The sequence below is a fragment of the Stenotrophomonas geniculata ATCC 19374 = JCM 13324 genome (genome assembly GCF_001431625.1).
Classification (GTDB): Bacteria; Pseudomonadota; Gammaproteobacteria; order Xanthomonadales; family Xanthomonadaceae; genus Stenotrophomonas; species Stenotrophomonas geniculata.
The window spans coordinates 1-16,611 of sequence record NZ_LLXT01000128.1; the positions used below are offsets into that span (position 1 = coordinate 1).

The 16,611-nt window shown below is 67.8% G+C and carries 12 protein-coding genes; 5 read left to right on the top strand and 7 right to left on the bottom strand.

Annotated features, from left to right (window positions below):
• Positions 1–33: 33 nt before the first annotated feature.
• Genes msrA through msrB form a run of 3 tightly spaced genes read right to left on the bottom strand, consistent with a single transcriptional unit; the run spans position 34 to position 3,130 of the window.
• Positions 34–771 (bottom strand): peptide-methionine (S)-S-oxide reductase MsrA, encoded by a 738-nt coding sequence (gene msrA / locus ARC63_RS16120; RefSeq protein WP_010484097.1) that lies wholly within the window; start codon positions 769–771, stop codon positions 34–36.
• A gap of 14 nt (positions 772–785) precedes the next feature.
• Positions 786–2,555, bottom strand: coding sequence for a cytochrome c biogenesis protein DipZ (locus ARC63_RS16125; protein WP_049480792.1), 1,770 nt, complete (start codon positions 2,553–2,555; stop codon positions 786–788).
• Positions 2,556–2,557: 2 nt separating this feature from the next.
• A complete protein-coding gene (gene msrB, locus ARC63_RS16130; protein WP_057503809.1) occupies positions 2,558–3,130 on the bottom strand; it encodes a peptide-methionine (R)-S-oxide reductase MsrB in 573 nt (190 codons plus the stop codon).
• 144 nt (positions 3,131–3,274) lie between these two features.
• Between msrB and ARC63_RS16135 the strand changes: the two genes are divergently transcribed.
• Both ARC63_RS16135 and ARC63_RS16140 read left to right on the top strand, forming a co-directional pair.
• A complete protein-coding gene (locus tag ARC63_RS16135; protein WP_014035866.1) occupies positions 3,275–3,994 on the top strand; it encodes a response regulator transcription factor in 720 nt (239 codons plus the stop codon).
• On the top strand, positions 3,991–5,460 hold the full coding sequence (locus ARC63_RS16140; protein WP_019338004.1) for a sensor histidine kinase: 1,470 nt from the start codon (positions 3,991–3,993) through the stop codon (positions 5,458–5,460). Before ARC63_RS16135 ends, ARC63_RS16140 begins: the two co-directional genes overlap by 4 nt.
• Here the strand turns inward: ARC63_RS16140 and ARC63_RS16145 are convergent.
• Together ARC63_RS16145 and ARC63_RS16150 are read right to left on the bottom strand one after the other, a co-directional pair.
• On the bottom strand, positions 5,457–6,803 hold the full coding sequence (locus ARC63_RS16145) for an ATP-binding protein (RefSeq protein WP_049480787.1): 1,347 nt from the start codon (positions 6,801–6,803) through the stop codon (positions 5,457–5,459). The genes ARC63_RS16140 and ARC63_RS16145 overlap by 4 nt on opposite strands.
• The gene (locus ARC63_RS16150; RefSeq protein WP_010484092.1) at positions 6,800–7,489 is read right to left on the bottom strand and encodes a winged helix-turn-helix domain-containing protein; all 690 of its coding nucleotides are present in this window, start codon (positions 7,487–7,489) and stop codon (positions 6,800–6,802) included. Before ARC63_RS16150 ends, ARC63_RS16145 begins: the two co-directional genes overlap by 4 nt.
• Positions 7,490–7,838: 349 nt before the next feature.
• Between ARC63_RS16150 and asnB the strand changes: the two genes are divergently transcribed.
• On the top strand, positions 7,839–9,740 hold the full coding sequence (asnB, locus tag ARC63_RS16155; protein WP_043398825.1) for an asparagine synthase (glutamine-hydrolyzing): 1,902 nt from the start codon (positions 7,839–7,841) through the stop codon (positions 9,738–9,740).
• Positions 9,741–10,199: 459 nt separating this feature from the next.
• On the opposite strand, the gene ARC63_RS16160 is transcribed toward asnB, so the two are convergent.
• Together ARC63_RS16160 and queD are read right to left on the bottom strand one after the other, a co-directional pair.
• Positions 10,200–10,547, bottom strand: coding sequence for a phasin family protein (locus ARC63_RS16160; RefSeq protein WP_019338007.1), 348 nt, complete (start codon positions 10,545–10,547; stop codon positions 10,200–10,202).
• A 116-nt stretch (positions 10,548–10,663) separates the two neighbouring features.
• A complete protein-coding gene (gene queD, locus ARC63_RS16165; protein WP_057503810.1) occupies positions 10,664–11,026 on the bottom strand; it encodes a 6-carboxytetrahydropterin synthase QueD in 363 nt (120 codons plus the stop codon).
• A gap of 191 nt (positions 11,027–11,217) precedes the next feature.
• Here queD and ARC63_RS16170 point away from each other — a divergent pair, with 191 nt between their 5' ends.
• On the top strand, positions 11,218–13,857 hold the full coding sequence (locus ARC63_RS16170) for a TonB-dependent receptor (RefSeq protein ID WP_057503811.1): 2,640 nt from the start codon (positions 11,218–11,220) through the stop codon (positions 13,855–13,857).
• Between the two features lie 74 nt (positions 13,858–13,931).
• Positions 13,932–16,526: a M14 family zinc carboxypeptidase gene (locus tag ARC63_RS16175; protein WP_057503812.1), complete on the top strand. Its 2,595-nt coding sequence runs from the start codon at positions 13,932–13,934 to the stop codon at positions 16,524–16,526.
• Positions 16,527–16,611: the final 85 nt, after the last annotated feature.

The window sequence follows — 16,611 nt, forward strand, 5'->3', positions numbered from 1 at the left end:
GCCGAGCATCGATCAGCCCTAGGGGAAATGCCGTCAGCGCATCGGCACCAGCGCCGCATCGCGCCGGTACAACGCCGGGAACTGCTTGCCCAGCGCGGCCAGCTTCGGTGCGTCGTAGTAGCGGATGTAGGCCGCCTGCGGGTAGTTCGTCATGTAGTTCTGGTGGTAGCTCTCGGCCGGGTAGAAGTGCTGGCCGCTGACCAGCTGGGTGACGATCGGCGCACGGTAGCTGCCGGTCTGGCCGAGCTGGGCAATGTAGGCGCGGCTGGCAGCCTGCTGGCGTGCGTCGTCAGTGAAAATCGCCGATCGGTACTGGCTGCCGTGGTCCGGCCCCTGGCGGTTGAGCTGGGTCGGGTCGTGCACTACCGAGAAGAACACCTGCATCAGCTGCCCGTAGCTGACCTGGCGCGGGTCGTAGTCGATTTTCACCGCTTCTGCGTGACCGGTACGTCCGCTACTGACGCGCTCGTAGCGTGCATCGGCGCCGCTGCCACCGATGTAGCCGGACACCGCATTGCTCACGCCTTTGACGTGCTGGAACACACCCTGCACGCCCCAGAAGCAACCACCGGCGAACACCACGCTGGCGTGGGGGGCGTCATCGCGGAACGCGGCGTCGCCCGTGGGTGCCGGTAGTGCCTGGGTCTGCGCGCTGGCTTCGAGCGGTGCCGCGATGGCGCCGTGGTCAACGAGTAGCACACCGGCGATCAATGCCGTGGCCACCAGACCTGCAACACCGGCGGCGATGCCCTGTTCAAAGGAGAGTTTCATCGTGTCCTCCCGGTTCAACCGAAGGTGAAGGCATAGGCCTGCACGCCCGCGTCGAGGAACTCGATCTCGAAGCGGTGCGGGCCGACCGTGCCGCGTTGGCGCACCAGCTGGTACAGACGGTGCTCGTTGACCACACCGCTGCCATCGGCACCGACATCGCTGCCGGCATCGGCGGCAGGCAGTGGCTTGCCGTCCAACAACACGCGGAAGCGCACCGGCTTTCCTTCCTGGGTCGGCGCCAGCACCAGGTGCAGGTCGCGCGCATGGAACTGGAAGGCGATGCGGCCACCGGCCTGCTGCAACTGCGCAGCCTCGTCGGTGACGGTCCAGCGCCCCGACAGTCCCCACTGGTTCAACGCCAGGGTGGCCGGCAAGGTGTAGTCGAATGCCGCATCGTTGCGCTGCCCGCCGGGCGAGGCGAACTGCTCGGCGCGGGCGTGGCCCAGATAGGTTTCCGGTGAGCGCAGATTGCCCATGTCGGCCTGCGCGGCCACGCCCTTCAGGTCGGCGGCAGCGGGATCGGCCGGTGGTGGCAGATTCGTCTGTCCGGCTTCGGTCAGCAGTCGACGGATCATCTGTTCCGAGCGCGCGTAGTTGCCTTCGCCGAACTGGTGGCCGCGGATGTTGCCCTGCGCGTCGACGAAGTACTGCGCCGGCCAGTAGCGGTTGTTGAACGCACGCCAGATCGTGTACTGGTTGTCGAGCGCTACCGGGTACTCGACCTTGAGTTGCTGCACGGCCTTCATCACATTGCGCGGGTCACGTTCGAAGGCGAACTCCGGCGTGTGCACGCCGACCACCACCAGGCCGTGGTCACGGTAGCGGCGTTCCCATTCGTGCACGAACGGCATCGCGCGCAGGCAGTTGATGCAGGAGTACGTCCAGAAATCGACCAGTACCACCTTGCCGCGCAGCTGCTGGGCCGTCAGCGGTGGGCTGTTGAGCCAGCCGGTGGCGCCGTCCAGCGCGGGCAGGGTGCCTTCCACCGGCAGCGGTGCATCGGCTGCGGCGTTGGCACCGGCCATCATCATCATCGGCGGTGCCGCCGGCTGCGCGCCGGGTACCGCATCCAGCAGGCCCTGCTCGATGCGTGCGGTGCTGACCGTCGAAAGACGGGTGAGCAGGCCGGTGTCCCAGCCCATGCCGATCGCCACCACCGCCAGCAGCGCGGCTACGCCCAGCACCTTGCGTAGTGCGTCGCCGAGGCCAAGCCGCGCCTGCAGCGCACGGAACACACGACCGCCCACCCACACCGCCAGTGCCAGCGCGGTGATCGCGCCCAGCGCATACGCCAGCAGCAGGGTGCTGGTGCCGACGCTGGCACCGTGCAGGGCGGCGCCGGTCAGCACCAGACCGAGGATCGGCCCGGCGCACGGTGCCCACAGCAGGCCAGTGGCGATGCCGATCAGCAGCGAGGTCCACGCGCCGCCACGCCCGGCGGCATCGGCCGCATCGGCGCGCGCGCTCAGCCGTGCGCCCACCCGCTGGAACGGTGCCAGCAGATGGTCGGCCAGTCGTGGCCACAGCAGGGCGACTGCGAACAACGCCATCAGCAGCAGGGCGATCCAGCGTCCAACCTGGTTGGCCTGCGCCACCCATTGGCTGCCCACGGCGGCGAGGCTGGCGACCACGGTGAAGGTCAGTGCCATGCCCAGCAGCAACGGCAGCGTGCTGCGCAGGAACGGGCGGTCGGCACGCGCGAACACGAACGGCAGCACCGGCAGGATGCAGGGGCTGAGCAGGGTCAGCGCGCCCCCGAGGTAGGCAAGCAGCAACAGCAGCATCGTCAGGCTCCGGAAGCAGGGGAAGAACCGACCGGCACCCGCCAGCCGTCGGCGGTGCCATCCGTGGCGCCGGGAACGAACACCATCGCCGCACCGTTCATGCAGTAGCGCAGCCCGGTCGGGCGCGGACCATCGTTGAACACATGGCCGAGGTGGCCGCCACAGCGGCGGCAGTGCACCTCCACCCGCAGCATCCCGAAGGTGACGTCCCGGTCTTCGCCGATGGCGTTGTGCAGCGGCGCCCAGAAGCTGGGCCAGCCGGTGCCGCTCTCGAACTTGGTGGACGAGGAGAACAGCGGCAGCGCACAACCGGCGCAGGCGAAGGTGCCCTGGCGGTGTTCCTTGTTGAGCGGGCTGCTGTAGGGGCGCTCGGTGGCCTGCTGGCGCAGTACGGCGTACTGCGCCGGGGTCAGCTGCCGGCGCCACTGTGCATCGCTGTGCATGACCTCGAACTGTCGCGACGGGCGCGCTTCGGCGGCCGCCGGGGCGGCGCGGCTGCAGGCCCCCAGGCCGAACAGGCCGGCGGCGGTGGCAACACCGCCCAGGCCCAGCAGATGGCGGCGGGACAGGGACATGGCGTACTCCGGGAAGGGGCGACGGGGCCATGCTGCGCCCGCCCGGGTCAACGAATCCTCACGCAGGATTCAATTTTTCGTGAGGTATCGGCGGCCGTCCCGCGCCACAATGCAGCCAGCCTCCCCACTGGCCCCGAGCTGCCGATGTCGACCAAACGCGTGCTGATCGTTGAAGACGATGCCCACATCGCCGACCTGCTGCGCATGCATCTGGGCGATGAGGGTTACGACGTCGCCCATGCCGCCAGTGGCGATGCCGGCCTGCGCCTGCTTGAGCAGGATGGTCCGTGGGATGCGCTGGTGCTGGACGTGATGCTGCCCGGCGTGGACGGCCTACAGGTCTGCCAGCGTGCACGCGCGATGGCGCGCTATGTGCCGATCATCATCATCAGCGCGCGCGGCAGCGAAACGCAGCGCATCGTTGGCCTGGAACTGGGCGCGGACGACTACCTGGCCAAGCCCTTCTCGATGCCGGAACTGGTGGCACGGGTGCGCGCATTGCTGCGCCGCGCCGAGGCGATGGCGCAGAGCGCACGCATCGATGCCGGCGCGATCGAGCTGGGTGGGCTGCAGCTGGACCCGGTTGCACGCACCGCCTCGGTGGACGGCAACGCGCTGGAGCTGACCCCGCGCGAGTTCGACCTGCTGCTGTTCTTCGCCCGCCATCCAGACCAGGTGTTCGCACGCATGGAACTGCTCAACCAGGTCTGGGGCTACCAGCACGATGGCTACGAACACACGGTCAATACCCACATCAACCGACTGCGCAGCAAGATCGAGCCCGATCCGGCCAATCCGCGGCGGCTGCTGACGGTGTGGGGGCGCGGCTACAAGCTGGTCGACCCGGCCGGGGCGGCGGCATGATCAAGCCGAACCTGTGGCAGAAGCTGGCAGCGGTGATCGCCGCGCTGATGCTGATGTGCTGCATGGCGCTGCTGGCACTGCAGATGCGTGCCAACACCCGCCACGAGCAGGAGGTGGTGCAGCGGCTGTCGCTGGGCCTGGCCGAGCACATCGCCCAGCGCAGCGAGCTGATGGATACCAGCGGCATGCGCGACGCCGCGGTGCGCGCGCTGTTCGGCCAGTTGATGGCGGTCAACCCCAGCGTCGAGGTCTACCTGCTGGACGACCAGGGCCGCATCCTCGGCCACGATGCGCCCAGTGGGCACCTGGTGCGCAACCGGGTGGACGTGGCGCCACTGCGCCGCCTGTTGGCCGGTGCGCCGTTGCCGATCCTGGGCGATGACCCGCGCAGTGCGGATGGGCGCAAGGTGTTCAGTGCAGCACCGCTGATCGTGCAGGGCCGGCAGGCCGGCTACGTGTACGTAGTGCTGGTCGGCGAGCACCGGCAGATGCTGGCCGACGATCTTGCCGCCGGCAGCCAGTGGAACACCACCTGGTGGTCGGTGGTGCTGGTCGGCAGCCTGGGCCTGCTGGCCGGGCTGGTGGCGTTCTACTGGGTGACCCGCCCGCTGCGACGGCTGACCCGGCGCATCCAGGCGTTCGACATCGACGCACCCACGCCATTGCCGCCGCCGGAGCCGCTGCGCCCCGGCGAGCGCGACGAACTGGTGATCCTGGAGCACGCGCACGCACAGATGGCGCAGCGGCTGGGAGAGCAATGGCAGCAGCTGCGCCAGCAGGACCTGCAGCGCCGCGAGCTGGTCGCCAACATCTCCCATGACCTGCGTACGCCGTTGTCGTCACTGCACGGCTATCTGGAAACGCTGGCATTGAAGGACGCCACGCTGTCGCCGGATGAGCGCCGCCGCTACCTCGGTATCGCGCTGGCGCAGAGTGCCAAGGTTGGCCGGCTGGCACGTGCGCTGTTCGAGCTGGCGCGGCTGGAACATGGCGAAGTGCGCCTGGAGTGGGAAGTGTTCGCGCTGCCGGAACTGCTGCAGGACGTACTGCAGAAGTTCGAGCTGGCCGCGCAGGCGCGCAACCAGCGCCTGCACGCCGGGTTCCCGCCGGGCCTGCCGCTGGTGCGTGCCGATCTGGGCCTGGTCGAGCGGGTGCTGACCAACCTGCTCGACAACGCGTTGCGGCATGCGCCGGAGGGTGGCCGGATCGAGGTGTGCCTGCGCGCGACGCCGGACAGCGTGGAGGTGAGTGTTGCCGACGACGGCCCCGGCGTAGCCCCCGCGCTGCGTGCGCAGCTGTTCCAGGCGCCGGCCGCGCTGGGCGCACGACGCGGTGACAACGGTGGCCTCGGCCTGCTGATCGTGCAGCGCATCGTGCAGCTGCATGGGCGCCGGATCGAACTGCGCGACAGCGAGCGGGGTGCGCTGTTTGTGTTTGCCTTGCCGCGCGCGGAACCGGCGGTCTAGCAGGTCGTCTCGCCCTCCACGGCACCGCCGCTTTCCAGTGGCAGGTGCAGGCGGATACAGGCACCGCCCAGTTCGGAGTCGATCACTTCAACGTGGCCGCCATGCTTGTCGGCCACCACCTGCACCAGCGCCAGGCCGAGGCCGAAACCGGGGCTGCCCGGATCCAGCCGCACATAGGGTTGCAGCACCTGGCCGCGCAGTTCGGGCGCGATGCCTGGGCCGTCGTCCTCCACCTGCAGGCACAGCCAGCCATCGTTGACGGTGCTGGCGATGCGGATCTGCCGCCGCGCGTAGCGCAGGGCATTGCCGAGCAGGTTGCGCAACGCCAGTTCCAGCATGTGCCGGTTGACGTTGACCAGCCCTGCCGGCGACAGCGCCTGCTGCACGGGCATCGGCAGCGGCGCGAACTGGGCCACCACGCCGCGCACCAGTGCCGCCAGCTGCAGGCGCTGGCGGGTCAGCTGGTGACAGCGACCGAGTGCGGCGTACTCGACGCCGGCGTCGGTGAGGTGCTGCAGCCGATCGACATCGGTGCGCAGGCCGCCCAGCGCATCGCGCTGTATCTCGTCCAGCGCAGTGTCCTCCAGGTCGGCCAGGCCGAAGCGCATCCGTGCCAGCGGCGTGCGGACCTCGTGTGCCACCGCCTGGGCCAGCACGCGCTGGCTTTCCAGCAGCTGCTGCAGCTGCTCGGCCATGTGATTGAAGGCATTGGCCAGCGGCCGCACCAGCGCGGTGCCGGCGCGTGGCGCGCGCGTGTCCAGCTGGCCGTCGCGCATCTGCCGGGCGGCCTGGGCCAGCTGCGAGACGTCGCGCCACAGGCGGTAGACCATCACGTACATCGGCAGCGCCACGGCCACCATCAGGATCAGCAGCAGGATCGCCACGCCGGACACTTCGCTGTCCTGCCACCCCTCATCGGGCAGTGCTTCGTCCAGTGGCCCGAGCATCACGGCATAGTCGCTGTCACCGATCCGCTGCAGGCTGCGCATGTGTTCGAGGTCGATCTGCACCCGGCCGTTGTTGAGCGGCGGTCGCTGGCTGGCCGACAGCTCTTTTTCCGCCTCGGCCAGCGGCACCATCCGCAGGGCATAGGCGAAGTCGGCGTCGAGCCCGCGTGCCAGCGCCGGCCATTGCTCGCGCGGTGTTTCCGCGAAGCGTTGCTGCAGCAGCGCATGGGTGCCACGCATCTCGGCCAGCAGGCTGGCTTCGGTGCGGTCTTCCAGCAGTGCATCCCAGGCCCACAGGCCCAGCACGATCAGCAGCAGGTGGGCGACCAGGAAGCCGATGCCGTAGCGCAGGAAGTGGAAGGCGTGGCCGCGCATCGCCGAAGGCGTGCGCTTCATCCCCATGCCGAGCGGCTGAACAGGTAGCCGCGTCCGCGCACGGTCTTGATCCGCTCCGGTTGTTCAGGGTTGTCGCCCAGCTTGCGGCGCAGGCGCGAGATGCGTGCATCGATCGAACGGTCCAGGCCATCAAAGGCGATGCCACGCAGGCCGCGCAGCAGTGCATCGCGGTCCAGGATCTGGCCGGCGTTGCTGGCCAGCAGGAACAGCAGGTCGAACTCGGCCGTGGTCAGCTCCAACAGGCCGCCCTGCAGGTGCACATTGCGGGTGGACGGGTCGATGTTCAGCTCGCCGAAGCGCAGGCTGCCGTCGCGCGGTTCGACCCGGCGATGGCGGCGCAGGTGCGCACGCAGGCGGGCCAGCAGCACCCGCGGTTCGATGGGTTTGCCGATGTAATCGTCGGCCCCCAGCTCCAGTCCCAGCACCTGGTCGATGTTGTCGGTGCGGGCGGTCAGCACACAGATGATGCCGTCATAGTGGGGCCGAATCTGCCGACACACTTCGAAACCATCCTGGTCGGGCAGGCCGACATCGAGCAGGACCAGGGCCGGCTTCTCGGCCAGGATCCGGGCCACCGCGCGCTCACCACTGCGCTCATGGGCCACCTGGTAGCCATGCCGCTGCAGATAGTCGCTGACCATCGTACCCAGGCGGGCATCGTCTTCGACCAGTACGATATCCAGCATTTTCAAGGCCTCCGTGGCGCATACGTACCGCCACGGCACGAGCGCGGCGATGCTATCCCAGCCTTCGGGCCACCCGGGTCCAGGGGGCGGGCGCCATTCAGCCGGGGTTGCTGGCGCGCGGGCCGGGCCTCAGGCCTGGCAACAACTTGGCGTCCAGCATAGCTTGTTGCCGTTACAAAACGTTACCTTCGTGATACGTCTGGTGACCATCGCTGACAGCAAAGCGACTGACGCGGGGCAGGTGCGGCGCCGAGCATGGAGTCTCCTCCGCTCCGCGTGCCGTTCCCATGTCGCCCGCCGCCCCCTGCCTGCTGAACCCGTCCCGCCGCTGCCGCTGCGGAGGTGCCCGATGAGCGGCGTGGTCGGCGCCTGGCTGCCCCCCGCCGAGGACGAACAGCTGCTGCAGCAGCTGGCGCCGATGCTGCGCGCCCTGCAGCAGCGCGGCCGGGGCCGCATCGGCTACTGGACCGACGCCGAGGCCGGCCTCGCGCTGGGCCACTGCCGGGCACCCACCGATACGCCGTTGCAGCCGCTGAGCTCGGACTGCGGCCGTTACGTGCTGTGCCTGGACGGCCGGCTGTACAACCGTGGCGACCTGCAGGCGCAGCTGCGCGATCTGCCGCGCAGCTGCAGTGATGCCCGGCTGCTGCTGCAGGCGATCGTTGAATGGGGCGTGGAGCGCGCGCTGTCGCGTGTCGAAGGCGCCTTCGGTTTCAGCGTATGGGACCGTGAGTCGCGCGCGTTGTGGCTGGCGCGTGATCCGGTTGGTGAGCGGCCGCTGTACTACGGCTGGTTCCAGGGCCAGTTCCTGTTCGCCTCGGAAATGAAGGCGCTGCAGGCCTTCGCCGGCTTCGCGCCGAGCATCGACCAGGATGCGCTGAGCCTGCTGCTGCGCCACGACTATGTGCCGGCGCCGCACACCATCTACCGGGGCATCCACAAGCTGGTGGCCGGCGCGGTGCTGCGCGTCGATCTGGATGACCACGCTGCCGGCGGTTCCAGCCAGGCGACGGAAGGGGGGACGCGCTACTGGTGTGCACGCGATGCGATGCAGCGTGCGCTGCAGGAGCCCCTGCAGCCGACGCCGAGCCTGGAACAGGCCACCGACCAGCTGGAAGCCGTACTGCAGAAGGCCATTGCCGCACGCATGCATTCGCCATTGGCGTGTGGCGCGTTCCTGTCCGGCGGCACCGACTCGTCGCTGGTGACCGCGATGATGCAGGCCCAATCGACCTTGCCGATCGAGGCGTGGACGGTCGGTTTCGACGATCCCGGCCATGACGAAAGCGATTGGGCCTCGCAGGTCGCGCGCCATCTGGGCGTGCAGCATCATCTGCACCGGATGGATGCGCGGCAGGGCCTGGACCTGCTGCAGCGGCTGCCGCAGGTCTGGTGCGAGCCGTTCGCTGATGCCTCGCAGCTGCCGACCCTGCTGGCCAGTGAACTGCTGGGTGCGCGCAAGCCGGTGGCGCTGACCGGTGACGGCGGCGATGAGCTGTTCTTCGGTCACCCGAGCTATGGCCGCGCGCTGCGCAATGCACGCCTGTGCGGTGGCCTGCCGGACTGGGTGCGCGACCTGGCACGGCGCAGCGGCAACCGCATGAACGTGGAGCGTGGCCGCCTCGGCGGTTGGCGTGCGCTGGTGGCCGAGGTCGCTGCCAACGATGTGGAAGGGCATTACCTGCAGCGGGTCACCCGCTGGCGCCAGCCGGCGCAGGTGGTGCTGGGCGCGCGCGAACCGATCACGATCTTCCAGCAGCAGGACACTGCGCTGCCGGCCGAGGCGCGTATCCAGCTGCTGGATTTCCGCATGGACCTGGCCGAGGGCATTCTCGCCAAGGTCGATCGTGCCGGCATGGCAGCGGGCGTTGAAACGCGTGCGCCGCTGCTGGACATGGAGGTGGTGCGCTTGGCCTGGCGCCTGCCGCAGCATCTGAAGTACCACGACGGCGAGCACAAGCGGATACTCAAGCACCTGCTGGCACGCTACCTGCCCGAGCCGCTGGTGTACCGCCCCAAGCGCGGTTTCGGTCCGCCGATGGCACGTTGGTTGGCAGGCCCGCTGCGCGATTGGGCGGAGGCGCTGCTGGATCCGCAGCTGCTGCGCAACCAGGGCTGCTTCGATGCGGCGCGCGTGCGCGGTATCTGGGAAGCGTTCCTGCGCGGCGAGCGCAAGTGGCACACGCACCTGTGGAACGTGCTGATGTTCCAGGCGTGGCACCAGCACTGGCACGGTGGTCGCGGGCGCTGAGGTTCCTTTGCGGTGTGTTCTGCGTGGCGTGTGGCGGATTCGTTCTGCGTGGCGCAGGGCGGAGACCCTTGCGTACGAATGTCCTCCGGCGCCGGCCGTTGGCCGTCACCTCCCCCTTTACTTCGTACGCAAGGGCCTCCGCCCTGCGTTCGGAGTTCGTCGGCGCCTCCTTGAAAGGCTGCCGCGCGCGCTGCGCTCTCCTCACCGCACGCCGAGCCTCGTCGGGGCGGGCAGGGGTTTGGGCAAAGTAAAGGAGGAGGTGACGGCCAACGGCCGGCGCCGGGGACATTTGCCCAGGCCCCTGCCTGTCCCGGCGGGGCCAATCAGTTCGCAGAAAAGTGAGACGAAGAAGTGCTCTGCAATCCGGACGCCAGGCAAAAAAAGACCCGGCAGAGGGAGGGATCTGCCGGGTCCGGATTGCGTGGGGGGAGGGACCCACGCAATGAGCGTTGCGTCGCGTCAGTGGTTGTTCGCGTCCGCCGTTGATTCGTTGTAGCCCTGTGCCAGTTCGGACCAGGCCTTGCTGGCCTGCAGGCCGAGCCCGACCATGTCCTGCTGGGCCTGACCCAGCCGCTGCAGGTTGTCCTGCCACAGTTGCGCGCCCTTGGAGAGCGTACCGGCCGCGTCTTCACTGCGGGCCAGTTCGCCCAGCCAACCGCTGGTCGCGGTCAGGTTGCGCTCCATCACCTTCAGCTGCACGCCGAACATGCTTTCCGCGTTCTCCAACGCCAACCGGTTCGCGCGCGTTGCCGCGGCGGCGAGCTGGCGGGTGGCATCACTGAAGCGATCGCTGAAGGCGGCGGCCATGGGGCATCAGGAAGTGGCTTGATGCATTGCAGCATACGCCCTTGATGCCGCATTGCAACAAAAATAACAAAGGCGCCCAAGGCGCCTTTGAAAAACCTTTCAGATCAATGGGTTGATCAGGTCTCGGGGCCGCGGTAGCGGCAGCCCGACGTGCAGGTTTCGTGCACGGTGATCTCGCTCAGCGCTGGCAGGCTGGGCTTGAGCTCGTTCCAGATCCACACCGCCAGGTTTTCGCTGGTCGGATTCTCCAGGCCGGGGATGTCATTGAGGTAGTGATGGTCCAGGCGGTCGTAGATCGGCTGGAAGGCCGCCTTCACGTCGCCGAAGTCCATGATCCAGCCGGTCTGCGCACCCGGCTCGCCCTCGACCTTCAGTTCCACCCGGAACGAGTGGCCGTGCAGGCGCGCGCACTTGTGCCCCGGCGGCACGTTGGGGAGGCGGTGCGCCGCCTCGAGCATGAAGACTTTGAAGATTTCCATGGCGCGATTGTACGCCGCAGGTGGCCGGCCATCCTGAGCGGATGTTGGCCTTTCGTGAAGTAACTCTTTCCATCCGGATGAAGAGATGATAGTTTCTCTTATATCCGTATGAAGAGATGTTATTGGCCGGACCCCGGCCAGGCATGGACTACTGCGGAACTTCGTCGTCCTTACCACCTCCCCACATCGTCATGCCCAAGCACACCCTGCTCGTGGCGGCCCTGGCCGTCGCTCTGGCCGCGCCTTTGCCTGCCGCCGCCGAAACCTCCGCCGATGCCAGTGGCGAAGCCAGCACCCTGGCCGCCGTGCGCGTCACCGGTTCCAACATCAAGCGTACCGACACCGAGGCCTCCAACCCGGTGCAGGTAATCGGCCGGCAGCAGCTGGAACAGACCGGCAAGGCCACCGTGGCCGATGTGCTGCGTTCGATCTCGGCCAACACCGGCAACGCCAGCAACGAAACCACCAACAACGGTTGGGCCTCGGGCTCGGCCGGCATCGGCCTGCGCGGCCTGTCGCAGAAGAACACGCTGGTGCTGCTCAACGGCCGCCGCCTGGCCAACTACGGCTTCCCGGCCGGCGGCCTGTCCGACACCTTCGTCGATCTCAACGCGCTGCCGCTGGTGGCCGTCGAGCGCATCGAAGTGCTCAAGGACGGCGCCTCGGCGGTGTACGGCTCCGATGCCGTGGCCGGCGTGGTCAACATCATCACCCGGCAGAACTTCGAAGGCGCCGAGATCGGCGGCAGCTTCGGCGGTGCCGACCAGGGCGGCCTGCACGAGCAGAACCTGAAGTTCGTCGGCGGCCTGGGTGATCTCGACACCGATGGCTACAACATCCTCTTCAGCCTGCAGGGGTACAACCGTGAGCGCCTGGACCAGGACGAACGCAACCTGACCAGGAGCGGCATCTACACCGACAAGCCGGGTGGCCGCTGGAACGGCTGGTCGGCCAAGGGGGCGCGCTACCTGGTCAACGGCGTGTCGGTACCGATGCTCGACGCCAACGGCAACTGCCCGGCCGGCACCACCCGCGTTGCCAGCGCGCCGATTGATGGCCTGTCCGGTGACACCTGCGGCTTCAACCAGGCGCCGTTCACCACGCTGATCCCCTCGACCAAGCGTTACCAGGCCTATGCCAACGGCACCTTCCGCCTGAACGACAACGTCGAGGCCTTCGGCGAAGTGCTGTACAGCCAGATCAAGAGCGCCGCGTGGTTCGGCAGCAGCCCGTTCTTCACCCTGGAGAGCGGCCGCTTCGCACTGAACGCCAACAGCGGCCTGGCCGAGCCGGTGTCGTCGTTGCTGCCGGCCAACAATCCGTACAACCCGTACGGCCGTGCGATCCCGATCGAGTACACGTTCTTCGACCTTGGCGGCACCATCAAGACCAACCGATCCACGGCCTATCGCGGCGTGTTCGGCCTGCGCGGCACCACCGCCAACTGGGACTGGGAAGTGGCTGCATTCGGTGCGCGCAGCAGCGAACGCGAGAGCGTGTCCGGCGGCTTCGCCAACCGCTGGGCGCTGGCCGATGCGCTGGCCACGGGCAGCTACAACCTGCTCAACCCGGCGGCGACGCCGCAGTCGGTGCGCGACTCGATCAACATCGCCACGCTGCGTCCGGCCGAATCCAAGCTGCAGGGCATCGATGCAAAGATTTCCGGCAGCCTGGGCCACACTTGGGCCGGCGAGATCGGCTTCGCTGCCGGTGCCGAGTGGCGCCGCGAGAAGCTTGATTCCAACAACCCATGGCAGATCGATGCCGGCCTGCAGGTGCGCCCGGCCATCGCCGAAGTGCACGGCAAGCGCCAGGTCAGTGCGGCCTATGCCGAAGTGAACGTGCCGCTGGCCTCGACGCTGGAGCTGTCCGCCGCCGCGCGTGCCGACCATTACGATGATTTCGGCGATGCCTTCTCGCCGAAGATCGGCCTGCGCTGGCAGCCGCTGGACTTCCTGCTGGTACGTGCATCGGCCTCGAAGGGCTTCCGTGCGCCGTCGCTGTCGGAGAACTCCAACAGCACCAGCATCGCCTACGGCAGCGTGGTCGATCCGCGTGATCCTGACGTGCCGGGCTCGCGGCAGAACCCCACCTTCTTCACCGTTGGCAACAACGCGCTGAAGCCCGAGCGCACCAGGAGCGTGAACTTCGGCGTGGTGCTGTCGCCGTGGACCAACACCAACCTGAGCGTGGACTACTACCGCATCCAGCTGGACAACCTGGTCGGCACCAACAACACCCAGACCCTGGTCAACGACAACGTGGCCGGCGCGGTGCAGCGCGATGAACGCGGCAAGCTGCAGGCGGTCTACAACCGCTACCAGAACCTGAGCGAGCTGAAGACCTCGGGCATCGACGTCGAGCTGCGCCAGCGCATCCCGACCGCAGCACTGGGTGACTTCACCGTGTCCTCGGCCTACACCCACGTGCGCGACTACCGCCGCCCGACCGTGGTCGGCGGCCCGCTGGTGGATTACGCCGGCAGCAACCTGGGCGCGACCCTGCCCAAGGACAAGGCCACCACCACGCTGGACTGGAAGTACGGTGATTTCAACGCCGCCGTGACCTGGTACTACACCAGCAGCTACCGCCAGGAAGCCAGCACCGCCGCCAAGGCCGTGCAGCAGCGCGTCGGCAGCTACAGCCAGTACGACCTGTACCTGGCCTACACCGGCATCGACAAGCTGACCGTGTACGCAAAAGTCCAGAACCTGGCCGACAAGACGCCGCCGTACGACGCCTCGTTCCCGGGCATCCGCGCGCCGTACGACTTCAGCCAGTACGACCTGCGTGGCCGCTACTTCACGCTGGGCTTCGATTACCGCTTCTGATCCATCCGCCGCGGCCGGTCACCTGAAGGGACCGGCCGCGCGACTGTCTGCCGTTGTGTTCCAGGGGAGTCACCGTGTCCTTGCATCGCCGTGCCGTTCTTCCGTTGCTGCTTGCCGCCGCCACCGCACTGTCCTCGCCGCAGCCGGTGCAGGCACAGAGCGCGTACTTCTTTCCGCAGGTCACCGACGCAGCGGCGTTCGATGCAGCGGTGCCCACGCCGGAGCAGTTCCTCGGCTACCCGATCGGCAGCCGTTACACCCGGCACGACCAGCTGGTGGCGTACTTCCAGGAACTGGCGAAGCGTTCCGACAAAATCAGCGTGCGCGAGATCGGTCGCAGCTATGAGGGCCGCCCGCTGCTGATCGCCACCGTCACTGCTGCAGGCAATCATGCGCGGCTGGAGCAGATCCGCCAGCAGCACGCGACCCTGGCCGATCCGGCGCAGCCGCGCAGCGCCGCCGGTGACAGCCCGGTGGTGGTATGGCTGGGCTACAGCGTGCACGGCAATGAGACGTCCAGTGCCGAAGCGGCGATGCTGACCGCTTACTACCTGGTGGCCAACCGTAGCGCGGAAACCCAGCAGTGGCTGCAGCAGGCGGTGGTGCTGTTCGACCCGGCGCAGAACCCGGACGGCCGTGATCGTGCCGCCAACTGGCACAACGCCTGGGCCTCTGACCCGGCCTCGGCCGACCCGGCCGACAAGGAGCACGTCGAGCCGTTTCCGCAGGGCCGCACCAATCACTACTTCACCGATCTCAACCGCGACTGGCTGGCCCTGACCCAGCAGGACTCGCGGCCGAAGGTGGAAGTGTTCCACCAGTGGTACCCGAACGTGCAGATCGACTTCCACGAAATGGGCAAGGACAGCACCTACTACTTCGAGCCTTCGCCGAAGAGCATGCACAGCCCGCTGATTCCGGCGGCATCGTATGAATTCAACAAGACCCTGGCCAAGTACCACGCGCAGGCGCTGGATGCCTTGGGTTCGCTGTACTACACCGGCGAGAATTTCGACAATTTTTCGCCGGTGTACGGCTCCACCTACCCGGACTTCCATGGCGCTGTCGGCGTTACCGTCGAGCAGGCCAGCTCGCGCGGTCGCGTGCAGGAATCGGTGAATGGCCTGCTGACCTTCCCGTTCACCATCCGCAACCAGGTCGCCACCGGTCTGGGCACGGTGCGCGGCGCGGTGACCGAACGCAACGGCCTGTTCGACCTGCAGAAGCAGTTCTTCCAGAGCGCGTTGAAGCAGGCTGCGCAGCGGCCGGTGAAGAGCTTCGTGTTCGGCGACGCGCATGACCCGGCACTGACCCGTCGCCTGCTGGAACTGTTGCTGTTGCATCGCATCGAGGTGCGCGCGCTGGATCGTGCAGTCACTGTCGATGGGCAGCGCTTCGATGCCGGCAGCGCCTACGTGGTGCCGGTGCAGCAGGCGCAGTTCCGCCTGGTGCATTCGATCTTTGCCGAAACGCCGCCGATCAAGGGGGATGTGTTCTACGGCAGCACCAGCTATGCGATCGCACCGGCCTACGGTGTGGCCTTCGCCGGCAGCCGCAGTCGTATCGAAGGTGGCGCCCGCGTGGCCGCGCTGCCGGAGGAGCAGGGCGCGGTCTTGGGTGGCCAGGCCGGCTTCGCCTATGTCATCGACTGGCGCGACTACAACGCCGGGCGTGCGCTGGCGGTGCTGCAGGCCAAAGGTTTGAGCACACGCGCAACGTTCCAGCCATTTACCGCTTCGACTGCACAGGGCGAGGCCGATTTCGCCGCTGGCAGCATCGTTGTTCCGGTGGCCGGGCAACCGCTGCAGGGCGCGGCGCTGCGGGATGCGGTGAGTGCTGCTGCACGCGATGCCGGCGTACGCGTACATGCATTGTCCAGCGGCCGCAGCCGCGAAGGCATCGACCTCGGCAGTGATGGCGTCAAGGCGCTGCGCAAGCCAGCGGTGGCACTGGTGATGGGCGAGGGCGTGGCCGCCACCGAGATCGGCTCGGCCTGGTTCCTGCTCGACCAGCAGCTGCACCTGCCGGCCAGCAAGCTGGACCCGCAGCAGCTGGGCAAGGTGCCGCTGGACCGCTACACCACGATTGTGTTGTCCGGCGGTACCTATACGGGCGTCGATGCCACGGCAGTGGCTGCACTGAAGCGCTGGGTGCAGGCCGGTGGTTCGCTGGTGACCTACGGCAGTGCCTCGAAGTGGGCGATCGAACAGAAGCTGGCCGACGGCGAGAAGCTCGGCAAGGAAGAAGACGCTGCTGACGAAAGCCGCCGCGCGTTCGGCGACCAGCGCGACATCGCCGCGATCGAGCGGGTGAGCGGCAACATCCTCAGTGCCGATGTTGATACCAGCCATCCGCTGGCGTTCGGCGTGCCGCGCCGGCAGCTGGCGATCAACAAGGAGAACACGGTGACGCTGCAGCCGAGCACGAATCCGTTCTCGACGGTGGTGCGCATTGATACGCCACCGCGGGTGAATGGTTACCTGTCCGAGCGCAACCGTACGCGGGTGGCGGGCAGTGCATGGTTGCTGGTGTCGGCGCAGGGGCAGGGCAACGTGGTGCTGTTCGCCGATGATCCGGCGCACCGCAAGTACTGGCACGGGACGGACCGGCTGCTGATCAACGCGATCTTCTTCGGGAATCTGGTGAATCCGAGTAAAGCGCGGGGTTGAGGCGTTTGGCGCCGAGTCGTTGTTGTGCTTGGGAGGCAGGGGGCCTCAGCCAGGACACGCCGTGAACCCCCCTCCGGGGTCCGGC

Bases quoted from the DNA above. Each gene is read 5' to 3' on its own strand.
- msrA (WP_010484097.1), bottom strand. From the start codon at position 771: ATGAAACTCTCCTTTGAACAGGGCATCGCCGCCGGTGTTGCAGGTCTG.
- ARC63_RS16125 (WP_049480792.1), bottom strand. From the start codon at position 2,555: ATGCTGCTGTTGCTGCTTGCCTACCTCGGGGGCGCGCTGACCCTGCTC.
- msrB (WP_057503809.1), bottom strand. From the start codon at position 3,130: ATGTCCCTGTCCCGCCGCCATCTGCTGGGCCTGGGCGGTGTTGCCACC.
- ARC63_RS16135 (WP_014035866.1), top strand. From the start codon at position 3,275: ATGTCGACCAAACGCGTGCTGATCGTTGAAGACGATGCCCACATCGCC.
- ARC63_RS16140 (WP_019338004.1), top strand. From the start codon at position 3,991: ATGATCAAGCCGAACCTGTGGCAGAAGCTGGCAGCGGTGATCGCCGCG.
- ARC63_RS16145 (WP_049480787.1), bottom strand. From the start codon at position 6,803: ATGAAGCGCACGCCTTCGGCGATGCGCGGCCACGCCTTCCACTTCCTG.
- ARC63_RS16150 (WP_010484092.1), bottom strand. From the start codon at position 7,489: ATGCTGGATATCGTACTGGTCGAAGACGATGCCCGCCTGGGTACGATG.
- asnB (WP_043398825.1), top strand. From the start codon at position 7,839: ATGAGCGGCGTGGTCGGCGCCTGGCTGCCCCCCGCCGAGGACGAACAG.
- ARC63_RS16160 (WP_019338007.1), bottom strand. From the start codon at position 10,547: ATGGCCGCCGCCTTCAGCGATCGCTTCAGTGATGCCACCCGCCAGCTC.
- queD (WP_057503810.1), bottom strand. From the start codon at position 11,026: ATGGAAATCTTCAAAGTCTTCATGCTCGAGGCGGCGCACCGCCTCCCC.
- ARC63_RS16170 (WP_057503811.1), top strand. From the start codon at position 11,218: ATGCCCAAGCACACCCTGCTCGTGGCGGCCCTGGCCGTCGCTCTGGCC.